Source organism: Agromyces sp. NPDC029043 (genome assembly GCF_055564615.1).
This window is the reverse complement of the sequence record NZ_JBVHVX010000038.1, coordinates 1-13,705: the sequence shown is the minus strand read 5'-3', so window position 1 is coordinate 13,705 and position 13,705 is coordinate 1. Positions and strand designations below refer to the sequence as shown.

Here is a 13,705-nt window from a genome sequence, read left to right as displayed (position 1 = left end):
CGCTTGCGGTTCGGGGTCAGAAGTTTCCCGACGAAATCTCCTTGAGCATGTCGATATCGAGGGCCTGGTTGGCGACCAACTTCTTGAGCCGAGCGGGACTGCTGCACGGATAGGTGACATCTGATCTGGCTTGCCTTCGGGCGGTCGGGAAGGATGTAGCTGTGCCTAAGCCGTACCCCCAGGAGTTCCGTGACGATGTGGTCCGGGTGGCTCGTGATCGTGGCGAAGGTGTCACGATCGAGCAGGTCGCCAAGGACTTCGGTGTGCATCCGATGACGTTGCACAAGTGGATGCGACGCGCGGATATCGATGAGGGCCGCAGCCCTGGTGTGAGCGCGACCGAGTCCGCTGAACTGCGTGAGGCCCGTAAGCGGATCCGGCACCACTTCAGCGGGTCCCGGTTTTGTCCACGGTGTCTCGCCGAGCCGGACTGCATCTGGCAGAGGCAATGGGCGCACCCGTTGCTTCCGATCTGCCTGCGGCACCGACTGCGGTTGCAGACCCGGTGTCCCGGTTGCGGGCAGGTGCCATTCTCCGACACCACCTGGCTCGGCAGCCACGGCCCGCCATGGCACTGCCCCCAACGGTGTCCGCGCGAGAGCGCCGATCGGAAGGTGCGTCCGTTCTGCCGGCACGACTTGCGCGACGCCACCGTAATCGAGGCCAACGACGACCTGTGCACGGCCCAGCGGTATCTGACCGCGCTGGCCGAGGCCACCGACATCGACGATCCCACCTCCCGATACGACAGGACGGCCGCGACGACCCGATTCGAGGCCTTCTGCGACCTCGCCGCCGACAAAGTCGGCATCGAGGCCCTCGTCACCCTCGGCGCCCATCAGGAGCGTCAGCAAATCCGATGAGCACAGGACAGTCCACCCAGTTCGTGGCTGACCCGAAGTTGAAGTTGGTATTCCCAATTTTGTGTCCCAAGGACACGCGGACGGTAATGCTGCTCAACGCCTGCGATACCCGCAACGCTGCGGGCCGGACCGCCCGCAACACAGATCCCGCCCGCCCCGTTTTGGTCGTTCTTGGAATAGTCGTTCAGCTGGCGGGGCGGTCTGTCACTGTGACCGAGATCTGCTGGGTCTCGCCACCGCGGAGCACGGTCAAATCGACTCGATCGCCCGGGTCGAGGGCACGGAGCGCCGCGATGAAGTCCTCCGCCGACTCGATGTCGTGGCCGTTGACCGCGGTGATGACATCGCCCGGCCGGATACCCGCCGTCGCAGCCGGACCGAGCGGGACGACCTCGAGGACGACGGCACCGCTGGTGCGGTCGACTGCCAGTTGTTCGGCGATCTGCGGGCTCAGCGTGCCGGGCTGAATGCCGACGTACGCATGCTGGGCAGTTCCCGAGGCCAGCAGTTGGTCTGCGACGTCGACGACATTCGCCGCGGGGATGGCGAAGCCCAGAGCCACCGCACCCGCCGACGGGGGAATGTAGGCCTGGCTCATCCCCACGACCCGCCCTTGTCCGTCGATCAGGGCACCCCCGGAGTTACCCGGCGAGATCGCGGCGTCGGTCTGGATCAGGTCAACCAGCGGCGCCCCGGTGGAAGCCGACCCGGGGATCTGACGGTGCAATCCTGAGATGATGCCCGAGGTGACCGTGGCCTCGAACCCCAGCGGACTGCCCACGACTACGGCGAGCGCGCCGACCTCTGGCAACGCTGTCTCGAACGTCGCCGCAGTCAGATCCGTGCGGTCCGCTTGAAGGACCGCGACGTCGGTCACACGATCGACGGCCCGCACGTTCGCGGACACCTGTTGCCCGTCCGCGAAGGCCACACTCACCTGCCGGGCACCCTCGACCACGTGGGCGTTGGTGACGACGGTGCCGTCGGTCTTGTAGACGATGCCGCTGCCCACGCCGGACCCGGTAAGCACGGTGACGACCGAGGCCTCCACCTGCCGGACCAGTGCCGGCAGGTCTACGGCAGGTCCCGCTGAGGGCGTCGAGGTGGTGGGAGCCGAGGCGCCGCATCCCGCGAGGAGGAGGACCACGGTCGCGACCAGCGGCACCCAGATCGAGGAACGTACGGTCGACGGTACGCGCATCAGCCACCGCCTCCGTGAGGAATCGGTCTCCTACTTGCACCTGCCGCGAGCGGGCCCACCCGATCAACATACCCCCGGCGGCGCCCGAGACCGGTCACCGAACCGCTTCGATGCACCCAGGCAACCGGCATCGACGAACGGCAGCGCGCATGCTCCACCACTGAGAGCCAAGATGCTTCGTATCTTGTTGCGCTGCCAACTTTTTCATACAATTCTAATCTGGAGCGTCTCCGATTCGGGGCTCTCCGCATTTGAGCGGGGCGTGTGCTGATTTCATGCTGCTGGTCTCTGCCCTCGGGTGAGGGCGATGTGGACCATGATGCGCCTTCGGTAGTTGTCCATGTTGGTGAAGCCGCATCCGACACGCTTGGTTTGCTTGATGATCCGGTTGAAGCCCTCGGTGCGGGCGTTGGTCACGTCCTCGGTGAGCGCGACGAGCACCGCTGGCCACCAGGTGTCGATCGTGGTCGCCAGGCGGCTGGTTTCCTCCATGTCGGCGCGGGCGGCGTCGTCGTAGAAGTCGTACAGCCTGCGCCGGATCTGGTGCGGCTGGTGTTCGGCCAGCAGCAGGCGCAGGCGTTCCTTGACGGCATGCGCGGCGGCGATCTCGTTGGTCGGATCCTCGGCGGCGAGGGCGGCGTTGAACCGGGCCTTTTGCTTCACGGTGAGGTGCTCGTAGCCGGTGAGCAGCAGTTGCCGGCTGGCCCAGACTTTGTCGGTGGCGGTGCCGCGGCGGCCGTGCAGTTGCCGGGTGATCCGTTGACGGACCTGGGTGACCATGAGGTTGGCGAGGGCGACGAGATGCCACTTGTCGACTGCGATCCGCGCGTCCGGCAGGGCGGTGCGGATCCCGGATCGACAGGTACAACAGCGCCCGCCCGCACACCCGCCTCGGCAACGCCCCACCCGCCGAGTACGAGGCAGCGCACTGCGCTGAGCCCACCAAGTCATCGCGACCGGCAATGACACCTGCATAGACGTGGCATCAACGCGTAGATGTTTCAGTTTCTTCTGTGCTGGGGCTGTGTCAGGTGCTGGACCGGGTGTAGGCAGCGGCGCGCACCACATCGTCGTCCTCCAGTCCAGCTCCTAGTGCTCCGCCCACGGTGGCCAGGCTGGCGGTGAGCCAGCTGATCTTCGCGTAGTCCAAAGCGTTCACTGGGTGACCGGCGACACCGGCCAGTACCTGCTCGTCGATGAGCAGCAGCGCGCCGACCCAGGACAGGATGAATAAGCCGAGGTAGAACACCACAACCCCGATGGCCACGGTCGCGGTGGTGGCCAAATTGAACAGGATCACCTGCTCACGTTGGGCTCGCCGCCGTGGGCGCTCCCACAAGTCGGCTCCCAGGATCAGGGTGGCACTCACCGCCCCGATCGCCATCACCGCCAGCAGGACCAGGCGCACCGGCCCGTAGGCCATGGCCAGTACCCATAGGTCCGAGGCCACCAATGTCAGCATGCCGGTGGCCGCTGCCACGACCATCGCCCGGGAGAGCCGGGCCACGAAGGCCCAAGGCTGGTTGGCGCGGATCATGCCCAGCAGCAACCGCACGTTGCCGCTCAGCACTCGGGCCGTGAACTGCACGACGTTGTCGTCCGGGCGTTCGTCGAGATCGGTGGACAGCTGGTGGGCTCTTCGAGCAAGATCCCGCTGGGCGTTGAGGTCTTCGGCGTCGTAGCCCAGGAGCTGCCCGACCACGTGCACGGTGGTCTCTTGCACCTTCTGCCGCACGTGCACGGCTCCCAGGGTTGGGACGGAGACCAGTCCTACCCCGTGCACGGGGCTGAGCTGGGTGAGCACCGGACGTCGGCCGGTCTTCAGGGGGATCTCGGTGAGCACCACGGCCAAATCCCAGTTCTCCTCCAGCACGCGGTTTCGGGCCGCCTCCAGCAGGTCCAAGGTCTCGGTGGGTGGATCGACCAGCCGGTCTTCGGCCATCTTCAGTTGCCAGCGCACTCCCGGATACCGCTGCACCAAAATCTTGCGCACCGAGGTGGTGACCTCGGGGCCGAGCATCGCACTCAGGGATGGTGAGACCACCAGGCCGATGAGCAGCTCGGCATCGGAAAGGGGTTCGGCAGGATCGGCGGTGGATCGGCAACGCTTAGCAGTCACCGCTCCATGGTGAGGCAACCACGGGCCGATTGCCACTGGCTCGATGGAGCCCCAAGGTTTCGTGCAGCACCGCGGGCCGGATTCGGTGGTCGCCTCGATCCCGGAGAGAGCGGTGCTGCTCACTGCGAAATCCTCTCCCCGCCGACGCCGCCAGCGCGAAGACATCACAGCCAGCGGGCCCGGGACCTGCCGGTGTCGAGGACGGCTTCTCGATGATGCTGCAGTGACGGATCGGTTGAAGTGCTTCGGCGGTGTGGGAGCAGTGATCAGCGTGGGGCCGGTCGATTCCGTTCGGACAGGTGATGCATCGACTGCCCAGCGGCAGGTGCGGTACTGATGCGGGGGTACCCGGTGCAGGGGTGTCAAGGCCCAGCTCCGAAGACGGCAAGCCGGGCACGTGAAAGGCGAATTATGGCCCGCCGCAACCCGAGCGGGAAGGCATGTGTGGCACGAGGCGCCGAAGACGGGCCGGGCGTTTACTGCAGAGATAAATGGCTCTCCGCATTTGAGCGGGGCGTGTGCTGATTTCATGCTGCTGGTCTCTGCCCTCGGGTGAGGGCGATGTGGACCATGATGCGCCTTCGGTAGTTGTCCATGTTGGTGAAGCCGCATCCGACACGCTTGGTTTGCTTGATGATCCGGTTGAAGCCCTCGGTGCGGGCGTTGGTCACGTCCTCGGTGAGCGCGACGAGCACCGCTGGCCACCAGGTGTCGATCGTGGTCGCCAGGCGGCTGGTTTCCTCCATGTCGGCGCGGGCGGCGGCGTCGTAGAAGTCGTACAGCCTGCGCCGGATCTGGTGCGGCTGGTGTTCGGCCAGCAGCAGGCGCAGGCGTTCCTTGACGGCATGCGCGGCGGCGATCTCGTTGGTCGGATCCTCGGCGGCGAGGGCGGCGTTGAACCGGGCCTTTTGCTTCACGGTGAGGTGCTCGTAGCCGGTGAGCAGCAGTTGTCGGCTGGCCCAGACTTTGTCGGTGGCGGTGCCGCGGCGGCCGTGCAGTTGCCGGGTGATCCGTTGACGGACCTGGGTGACCATGAGGTTGGCGAGGGCGACGAGATGCCACTTGTCGACTGCGATCCGCGCGTCCGGCAGGGCGGTGCGGATCCCGCCCGCGTACGGCGCGGACGGGTCGATCACGACCAGGTCGATGCCGGCCCGGAACGCGGGTGTCTGCAGCGCGAGCCAGTCGATCACGCACGCCCCGGAGCGTCCCGGGGGCAGCCCGAGAAGGTGCCCGGGCAGGGTGGGGTCGGCGTTGACGAACGAGGTCATCCACGGGTTCGACCGTGTCCAGCCGGCCTCTTCGAGCACCCAGCGCACCGACCGGGCGCGGGTCTCGTCGATGCCGAGCACGCGGGTGGGTTCCGGCTCGGGCAGCCACTGGTTGGCCAGTGCGATGAGCGCCCGGTGCGCGGTCGACCACGCCACCTGGTACTCGCTAGCGACCTCGCTGACGGCGCGGTTGCCCGACGCGATCGCCGAACCGATCTTCTCTCGTAGCCGGGTCGTGAGCCGCGACCGTGCCGGCACAGCGCGGGACTGCTGCGTGAATGTCGCTGTCCCACAGGCCGGTTCGCGGCACACCAAGCGCCGTTTGAGCCACCACAGATCGGTTCTTTGGCCGGAGGCAGGCAAGTCCTTGACTCGAACCAGTGGCCGCTCCTTGATCCTTGAGGTGAGCACCCCGCACTCGGGGCAGGCGCCCTCCGGGTCGATGACCTCGATGACGACACGCACCGTGTCGGCATCGATTCGTTCGAGCTGCAGGACGGTGAACTCGTCCTCCAGCCCGAGCAGCACTGACGTACCCTCGTTCATGCTCGTGGCCTCGCTGTTGTCGCGTTGTGAGAGACCAACAGCATGTCGGGGCCACGAGCCCCATCAACTACCGGGCACCCCGCTCAAGCGCGAAGAGCCCGATTCGGTTGCCGCCCAGTGGAATCCGGTGGGCATGGCTCCAGTGGATGGATAAACCGACCGTTTGGAAAATGGATTTCTCCCGCCGGTTTCTCTCGGCGCCAGGAACTTGTCGTTCCGCCATCGAGCACCTGCTCCTGTACGTGAGCATGAAGGAACGGCTATTGCCAGCGTGTCAGCGACTGTACTGTCATTGCGGAATTCGCTTCCCGCTTTCGACTTGTGCGGGCCTTGCCACTCACCGCGTCGGCTGCGAAGATGACTGCATCGGGAGTTCTACTCGTGGACGCACCGCAGTAGTGGCCGGTACCCGGAGTTGCGTGTACCGGTCGCCTCGAGCGGGTTCCGGCGGACATCTATGCCCAGGGCAGGTATGGACGCCATTGCGCCTCTATTGTCGACGCCCGATAGGCGAATTTGCGTCGACCCCCGACAAGGGTTAGCGTCATTTCAGTGATTGCAAGCCAGGACTGTCGATAGGCGAATTGTGTTGACCGCCCGAAGGCGGATGAAGAACTCGCATTGCGGTTGGGCCGTTCGTGAGCCCAACCGGTTGACCGAGGGCCGGGCCGGTACGGTACGCACAGGCTCGGCGAAACCCCACAACATCGACCCCGAGGGGGCGTGATGTCAGAGTCCAGTGGCGGAACCTCCGCCGTAAGTCCACACCCACCTGCTCGCCAGGTGATTGCGACATTCGACACCTATGCCGACGCCGAGAGCGCCGTCGACTACCTCTCCGACCAGCATTTCACGGTAGACAAACTGGCCATCGTCGGTCGCGACATCGAGCTGGTCGAGCAGATCGTCGGCCGATTGAACTACGGCTGGGCCGCTCTGCGCGGCGCCGCCGCGGGCGCGCTGACGGGTGCGCTGTTCGGCTGGATCTTCGGGTTACTCGATTGGGTCCAGCCGCTGCTCACGGGCCTCGCGCTCGCCTTCTACGGGTTGGTATTCGGCGCCGTTGTGGGCGCTCTGCTCGGCCTGCTCATGTATGCGCTGCAGGGCGGCCGGCGCGACTTCACCTCAATCCAGTCATTACAACCACGTCACTACGAAGTCCTCGCCGATGTCGAGGTCGCGGACGAAGCCGTCCGCTTGCTCACCGGCCGGACCGATCGAAAGGAATGAGTCATGGCGACTGCTGTGGGTATAGACCTGGGCACCACCAACTCGGTCATCGCAAGCTGGCAAGGCGGCGAGCCGGTGGTGATCTCCAATGTCGAGGGAGCGCGGACGACGCCGTCGGTGGTGGCGTTCACCGAGAGCGGCGAGCGCCTGGTGGGTCAGCTTGCCCGACGGCAGGCGATCTTGAATCCGAAGGGCACGATCTACTCGGCGAAACGCTTCATCGGACGTCATTACGACGAGATCTCCGAGGAGGCCAAAGCGGTCAGCTTCGACGTCGTGCCGGGTGACAATGGTGAGGCCCGATTCGACGTGCGGGGAAAGAAGTACGCGCCGGAGGAGATCAGTGCCCTCGTGCTGCGCAAGCTCGTCGACGACGCGAGCAAGTTCCTCGGTGAGAAGGTCAAGGAAGCGGTCATCACCGTTCCGGCCTACTTCAACGACGCGCAGCGCAACGCCACCAAAGACGCCGGCCGGATCGCTGGCCTCGAGGTTCTGCGGATCATCAACGAGCCGACCGCTGCGGCACTGGCGTACGGCATGGACAAGCAGACCCACGAGACCGTACTGGTCTTCGACCTCGGCGGCGGCACCTTCGATGTGAGTCTGCTCGATGTCGGCGAGGGAGTGGTCGAGGTTCGCTCGACGGCCGGCGACTCCCACCTCGGCGGCGACGACTTCGACCGACGCCTGGTGGACTACCTCGCCGACGAATTCCAGCGTGCGGAGAATATCGATCTGCGCAAGGATGCGCAGGCATTGCAGCGCCTCTTCGAGGCCGCGGAGAAAGCCAAGGTCGAGTTGTCCTCGGTGACACAGGCCCAGGTCAACTTGCCCTTCGTCACCGCTGACGCGAACGGTCCCAAGCACCTCACCACCACGATCATGCGATCGAAGTTCGAGGATTTGACGGCGGATCTGGTGGAACGCTGCCTCGACCCCGTGAAGCAGGCGATGAGTGACGCCAAGGTCACCGCCAACGACATCGACGAGGTGATCCTGGTCGGTGGTTCGACACGTATTCCGGCGGTGCAGGCGCTGGTTCGCCGGCTCACCGGCGGTAAGGACCCCCACATGGGCGTCAACCCGGACGAGGTCGTGGCGCTCGGTGCCGCAGTCCAGGCGGGCGTGCTCAAAGGCGAGGTTTCCGATGTGTTGTTGCTCGATGTCACCCCGCTGTCCCTCGGCGTCGAGACGCAGGGCGGCGTGATGACGAAGATCATCGAGCGGAACACGACGATCCCGGCCCGGCGCAGCGAAGTGTTCTCCACGGCGGAAGACAATCAGTCCGCCGTGGACGTCGTGGTGTTGCAGGGCGAACGCGAACGGGCTGCCGACAACCGGGTGCTGGGCCGGTTCCGGCTGGAAGACATCCGCCCCGCGCCACGTGGCGAGGCCCAGGTGGAAGTCATTTTCGATATCGACGCCAACGGCATCCTGAACGTCACCGCCCGCGACAAGGATACCGGCAAGGAGCAGAGCATCACGATCAGTGAGCAGGGCAACCTGGATCAGGGTGAGGTCGAGCGCATGTTGGCGGAGGCCGAACGGAACCGGGGTGAGGACGAGGCGCTGCGCAAGGCGGTCGACGCACGCAACGGGCTCGATTCGGTTGCGTATCAAGTGGAGCGGCGACTCGCCGAACTCGGTGACAGTGCCCCGCCGCATGAGAAGGCGCGGGCCGAGATGCTGATCGCCGACGCCAGGAAGGCGGTCAAAGACGGTGCTTCACCCGCGGAGGTAGAGCCCCTGACCTCGGAGCTCCAGCAGCTGCTCTACGGGCTCGCGCCGGTCCAGGACGGCGGCGACGGACACCAGGCCGGCGGCGCAGAGGCTGCGTCGTCGGATGATGACGACGTGATCGACGCCGAGTTCGATCGGAGCTGAGGCACCTGATGGAGAGGTCTGCTGATCATTCGACGACCGAGCCGGCTACCGACGGTACCGACGGGGATCAGACCGAGACGGCGCCTGATCGCACCGACACGGGGGCCGAGTTGGCTCAACTCGAGGACCGTTGGCGCAGGGCCCTCGCAGATCTGGACAACCTGCGCAAGCGGTATGCCAAGGATCTGGATCGTGAACGCGCCGCGGAGGTGGCGAAGGTTTCGGCGGCGTGGCTGCCTGTCCTGGACAATTTGGAGCTTGCGCTGGCCCATGCGGGCAGCGATCCTCAGGCCGTCGTCGAGGGTGTGAAGGCGATCCGGGATCAGGCGGTGCAGGTGCTGTCACGGTTCGGCTTCGAGCGCCACGACGAGGTCGGTGTGCCGTTCTCTCCGGAGCTCCATGAAGTGGTCAGTGTGGTAACCCGACCCGACCTTCCCTCCGGGACCGTGGTCGAGGTCTTGCGCCCGGGTTATGGAGAGGACGGGCGGCAGTTGCGTCCCGCCGCGGTGGTCGTCAGCCGCCCCGAGGGGTGAGCACCGATGGCGCGTGACTACTACGAAGTGCTCGGGGTTTCTCGGGGCGCCGGCACCGACGAAATCCAGCAGGCCTACCGCAAGTTGGCCCGCAAGTATCACCCCGACGTGAACAAGGACCCCACTGCGGAGGACAGGTTCAAGGAGGCCAATGAGGCCTACCAGGTGTTGTCCGACCCGGACACCCGGAAACGCTACGACCGATTCGGTGACGACTTCCGGCGTGTGCCCGAGGACTACGACGAACGGGTCCGGGCAAGCGCCGGTGGGTACGGCGGCGGGTTCGGCGGCGGCGGGTACGGCGGTGGGGGCGGGGGCAGAAGGGTGCACTTCGGTCGCGGTGTCGGTGGCGAGGGCGGCGTCGACTTCGAGGACCTCTTCGGGCAGATGTTCGGCGGCGGTGGCGGGTACGGGCCGATTCCCGGCGCCGATCAGGAAGCGGAACTGGAACTGCCCCTGGAAGAGGCGTATCGGGGCGGAAAACGCACTCTCCGTCTGGACGGACGGCAGTATGACGTCGACATTCCGGCCGGTGTCCTGGACGGCCAGCGAATCCGGTTGGCCGGGCAAGGAGGCCGGGGCAACGGCGACGCGCCGCCCGGGGATCTGTACCTCGTGGTGCGGATCAAGCCGCATCCCCGGTTCCGCGTCCAGGGCCGGGACATCTACGTCGACCTGCCCGTATCGCCATGGGAGGCGGTCCTCGGGTCGACCGTCGTCGTTCCCACCCCGGGTGGCGAGGCGAAAGTCAAAGTGGTGCCGGGCTCGTCGACGGGACGGAAGCTTCGCCTGCGCGGAGAAGGAATGCCCAATCCGCGGGGCGCCAACGGCAACCTCTACGCCGAAATCAAGGTGATGGTGCCGCCGAAACCGACAGCACGTGAACGCGAGCTGTTCGAACAGTTGGCCGCCGAATCGAACTTCGATCCGAGGAAACAGCCATGAGCACCCCGACCCCGGGCACCCAGTACATATTGGTTCGCCGTGCCGGATTGTCGCCAGATGCCTTCGCCGAACGTACCGGGCTGCACCCCGACCTGGCACGAAAGCTTGTGGCTCTCGGCCTGATCGACGCACGCCGCGACCCCGGCGGCGAAATATTGTTCGAACCGTCAGCAGTGGCCCACGCTGCCCGCATCCAACGGCTGCGGACCGGCCTGGGCCTGAACTACTCGGCAATCGGGCTCGTGCTCGATCTGCTGGATCGAATCGAGAAACTCGAAGCAGCTTCCCGCAGAAGGAGGACACCCCCATGGACACCGGCAGCCTGACTGAAAAGTCACGAGAAGCCCTGCAGGAAGCCCAGAACGTCGCGACCAGAATGGGTCACACCGAGGTCGACGGAGAGCACCTGCTGCTCGCGTTGGTCGATCAGCAGGAAGGGTTGGTACCCCGACTGCTCGAGCAGGCCGGTGCGAACGTCGATGCCCTGCGATCCGATCTGGAACGTGAACTGTCGCGTAGGCCGAAGGTCAGCGGCCCCGGTGCGACACCCGGTCAGGTGACGATCACCCAGCGCCTGGCCAAGCTGCTCGACGCCGCGGAACGGGAGGCGAAACGACTCAAGGATTCCTACGTGTCGGTGGAGCATCTCGTGATGGCCCTCTCCGAGGAGGGGTCGACCAGTGCGGCCGGACGGGTTCTCACCAGTCATGGGGTCACACGAGAGACCTTCCTCGCCGCCTTGACCACAGTGCGCGGCAACCAGCGCGTCACCTCGGCCACCCCGGAGGGGGCGTACGAGGCGCTGGAGAAGTACGGACGCGACCTCGTCTCCGAGGGGCGGGCAGGCAAACTCGATCCGGTCATCGGGCGAGATGCCGAGATCCGCAGGGTAACGCAGATCCTGAGCCGGAAGACGAAGAACAATCCGGTGCTGATCGGCGACCCCGGCGTCGGCAAGACCGCGATCGTCGAGGGACTCGCCCAGCGGATCGTCCGCGGCGACGTGCCCGAGGGCCTGCGCGACAAGACGATCTTCTCGCTCGACATGGGTTCCCTGGTGGCCGGTGCGAAGTACCGCGGCGAGTTCGAGGAACGGCTGCAGGCGGTGCTGTCCGAGGTGAAAGCGGCCGAGGGGCGCATCCTGTTGTTCGTCGACGAGTTACACACCGTCGTCGGCGCAGGATCGGTCGGCGGCGAGGGATCTCTCGACGCCGGCAACATGCTCAAACCGATGCTCGCCCGCGGCGAACTGCACATGATCGGTGCCACCACTCTCGACGAGTATCGCAAGCACATCGAATCCGATGCAGCATTGGAGCGTCGATTCCAGACCGTGCTCGTCGACGAGCCCAGTGCCGAGGATGCAATCTCGATTCTGCGCGGACTTCGAGAACGCCTCGAGGTGTTTCACGGCGTGAAGATCCAGGACGGCGCACTGGTGGCCGCCGTGACCCTCTCGCACCGGTACATCACCGACCGTTTCCTTCCGGACAAGGCGATCGACCTGGTAGATGAAGCGTGCGCCCGGCTACGAACCGAAATCGATTCGATGCCCGCCGAACTCGACGAGCTCACCCGGAAGGTGACCCGGCTGGAGATCGAAGAGGCCGCGCTGTCCAAGGAAACGGACGCGGCCAGCAAAGCGCGCCTCGAGGAGTTGCGTAAGGAGCTGGCCGATCTGCGGGCCGAGGCCGACGCCCGGCACGCTCAGTGGGAGGCGGAGCGCCAAGCGATCCGTCGGGTGCAGGAGCTGCGAGGAGATTTGGAACGATTGCGACACGAGGCCGAGGAGGCCGAACGCAATTACGACCTCAATCGGGCCGCCGAGTTGCGGTACGGCGAGATCACCGCGCTGGAGCGCAGGCTCGAGGCGGCGGAGGAGCAATTGGCTACCAGGCAGGGCCGGAATCCGTTGCTGCGCGAGGTGGTCACCGAAGACGAGATCGCAGAGATCGTGGCCGCATGGACTGGTATCCCGGTCGCTCGACTGCAGGAAGGTGAGCGGGAGAAGCTGTTGAAGCTCGACGAGATCCTGCACGAGAGGGTCGTCGGTCAGGACGAGGCGGTGCAACTGGTCGCAGACGCGGTGATCCGGGCGAGGTCCGGCATCCGTGATCCGCGCCGGCCGATCGGTTCGTTCATCTTCCTGGGACCGACAGGTGTGGGGAAGACCGAGCTCGCAAAGACGCTGGCCAGTGCCCTCTTCGACAGCGAAGACAACATGGTGCGCCTGGATATGAGCGAGTACCAGGAGCGGCACACGGTGAGTAGGCTCATCGGTGCGCCCCCCGGGTACGTCGGGTATGACGAGGGGGGTCAGCTCACTGAGGCGGTGCGTCGCAAGCCGTACTCCGTGGTGCTCTTCGACGAGATCGAGAAGGCCCATGCCGACGTCTTCAATACCCTGCTGCAGGTGCTCGATGACGGCCGGATCACCGATTCTCAAGGCAGGCAGGTCGATTTCCGGAACACGGTGATCATCATGACCTCGAACATCGGATCCCAGCATCTCCTCGAGGGAGTCACAGCGGACGGCGAGATCAAGCCGGACGCCCGGGCGCGGGTGCTGGCGGAACTGCGCGGGCACTTCCGTCCCGAGTTCCTCAACCGGGTCGACGACATCGTGTTGTTCACCCCGCTCACGCTGCCCCAGATCGAACATATCGTCGAGCTGCAGCTCGCCGATCTTCGGAACAGGTTGTCGGAGAGACAGATACACTTGAATATCACGCCGGAAGCACGCCGGCTCATCGCCGAACACGGTTTCGACCCGGTCTACGGTGCACGACCCCTGCGCAGGTATATCGCCCATGAGGTCGAGACCAAGATCGGTCGTGCGCTGTTGCGCGGCGAAATCGAACCGGGCGGCACCATCGATGTCACGGTCGATGACGGCGAACTGTCCGTCGCATATACGGAACCCGCCATCGCGGCCTGAGAAGGGGTGTCGTCATGGGATCGGCGACAAGCATCTCGAAGAGATTGCAATCGAGGACAATCGCACGGGCGACAAGGCCAGGATCCGCTTACGGGCCTCACGCAGTTCAGCGGACTCGGTCGCGCTCACACCAGGGCTGCGGCCCTCATCGATATCCGCGCGTCGCATCCACTTG

Annotated in this window: 11 protein-coding genes; 7 read left to right on the top strand and 4 right to left on the bottom strand. The window is 65.5% G+C overall.

Annotated elements, in window-relative coordinates; all coding sequences use genetic code 11:
- Window positions 1-161 precede the first annotated feature (161 nt).
- Window positions 162-863, top strand: a complete 702-nt coding sequence (locus ACZ4TW_RS23480; RefSeq protein WP_465546870.1) for a transposase — start codon at window positions 162-164, stop codon at window positions 861-863.
- A gap of 184 nt (window positions 864-1,047) precedes the next feature.
- Here ACZ4TW_RS23480 and ACZ4TW_RS23475 read toward each other — a convergent pair whose 3' ends face one another.
- The 4 genes from ACZ4TW_RS23475 to ACZ4TW_RS23460 all read right to left on the bottom strand — a co-directional run bounded on the left by ACZ4TW_RS23475 (window position 1,048) and on the right by ACZ4TW_RS23460 (window position 6,000).
- Window positions 1,048-2,028 (bottom strand): S1C family serine protease, encoded by a 981-nt coding sequence (locus ACZ4TW_RS23475; protein ID WP_465546868.1) that lies wholly within the window; start codon window positions 2,026-2,028, stop codon window positions 1,048-1,050.
- A gap of 309 nt (window positions 2,029-2,337) precedes the next feature.
- Window positions 2,338-3,015, bottom strand: a complete 678-nt coding sequence (locus tag ACZ4TW_RS23470) for a transposase (protein ID WP_238592575.1) — start codon at window positions 3,013-3,015, stop codon at window positions 2,338-2,340.
- Window positions 3,016-3,091: 76 nt separating this feature from the next.
- Window positions 3,092-4,183 (bottom strand): hypothetical protein, encoded by a 1,092-nt coding sequence (locus ACZ4TW_RS23465; RefSeq protein WP_003941566.1) that lies wholly within the window; start codon window positions 4,181-4,183, stop codon window positions 3,092-3,094.
- 527 nt (window positions 4,184-4,710) lie between these two features.
- Window positions 4,711-6,000, bottom strand: a complete 1,290-nt coding sequence (locus ACZ4TW_RS23460; protein ID WP_082937994.1) for an ISL3 family transposase — start codon at window positions 5,998-6,000, stop codon at window positions 4,711-4,713.
- Between the two features lie 783 nt (window positions 6,001-6,783).
- On the opposite strand from ACZ4TW_RS23460, the gene ACZ4TW_RS23455 reads away from it, so the two are divergent.
- The 6 genes from ACZ4TW_RS23455 to clpB are packed head-to-tail and all read left to right on the top strand — an operon-like array spanning window position 6,784 to window position 13,530.
- Window positions 6,784-7,230: a general stress protein gene (locus ACZ4TW_RS23455; RefSeq protein WP_006551058.1), complete on the top strand. Its 447-nt coding sequence runs from the start codon at window positions 6,784-6,786 to the stop codon at window positions 7,228-7,230.
- A gap of 3 nt (window positions 7,231-7,233) precedes the next feature.
- The gene (dnaK, locus tag ACZ4TW_RS23450) at window positions 7,234-9,114 is read left to right on the top strand and encodes a molecular chaperone DnaK (RefSeq protein ID WP_465546865.1); all 1,881 of its coding nucleotides are present in this window, start codon (window positions 7,234-7,236) and stop codon (window positions 9,112-9,114) included.
- An 8-nt stretch (window positions 9,115-9,122) separates the two neighbouring features.
- Window positions 9,123-9,647 (top strand): nucleotide exchange factor GrpE, encoded by a 525-nt coding sequence (locus ACZ4TW_RS23445; protein ID WP_125053511.1) that lies wholly within the window; start codon window positions 9,123-9,125, stop codon window positions 9,645-9,647.
- Window positions 9,648-9,653: 6 nt separating this feature from the next.
- Window positions 9,654-10,592, top strand: a complete 939-nt coding sequence (locus tag ACZ4TW_RS23440) for a DnaJ C-terminal domain-containing protein (RefSeq protein ID WP_465546862.1) — start codon at window positions 9,654-9,656, stop codon at window positions 10,590-10,592.
- A complete protein-coding gene (locus ACZ4TW_RS23435) occupies window positions 10,589-10,918 on the top strand; it encodes a chaperone modulator CbpM (RefSeq protein ID WP_465546860.1) in 330 nt (109 codons plus the stop codon). The genes ACZ4TW_RS23440 and ACZ4TW_RS23435 overlap by 4 nt, the downstream gene beginning before the upstream one ends.
- Window positions 10,900-13,530, top strand: a complete 2,631-nt coding sequence (clpB, locus tag ACZ4TW_RS23430) for an ATP-dependent chaperone ClpB (RefSeq protein ID WP_465546858.1) — start codon at window positions 10,900-10,902, stop codon at window positions 13,528-13,530. Before ACZ4TW_RS23435 ends, clpB begins: the two co-directional genes overlap by 19 nt.
- The last annotated feature ends 175 nt before the right edge of the window (window positions 13,531-13,705 follow it).

What these genes read in the sequence shown, in the direction of transcription:
- ACZ4TW_RS23440 (WP_465546862.1), top strand. Translation starts at nt 9,654, where the DNA reads ATGGCGCGTGACTACTACGAAGTGCTCGGGGTTTCTCGGGGCGCCGGC.
- clpB (WP_465546858.1), top strand. Translation starts at nt 10,900, where the DNA reads ATGGACACCGGCAGCCTGACTGAAAAGTCACGAGAAGCCCTGCAGGAA.
- ACZ4TW_RS23435 (WP_465546860.1), top strand. Translation starts at nt 10,589, where the DNA reads ATGAGCACCCCGACCCCGGGCACCCAGTACATATTGGTTCGCCGTGCC.
- dnaK (WP_465546865.1), top strand. Translation starts at nt 7,234, where the DNA reads ATGGCGACTGCTGTGGGTATAGACCTGGGCACCACCAACTCGGTCATC.
- ACZ4TW_RS23460 (WP_082937994.1), bottom strand. Translation starts at nt 6,000, where the DNA reads ATGAACGAGGGTACGTCAGTGCTGCTCGGGCTGGAGGACGAGTTCACC.
- ACZ4TW_RS23470 (WP_238592575.1), bottom strand. Translation starts at nt 3,015, where the DNA reads ATGACTTGGTGGGCTCAGCGCAGTGCGCTGCCTCGTACTCGGCGGGTG.
- ACZ4TW_RS23445 (WP_125053511.1), top strand. Translation starts at nt 9,123, where the DNA reads ATGGAGAGGTCTGCTGATCATTCGACGACCGAGCCGGCTACCGACGGT.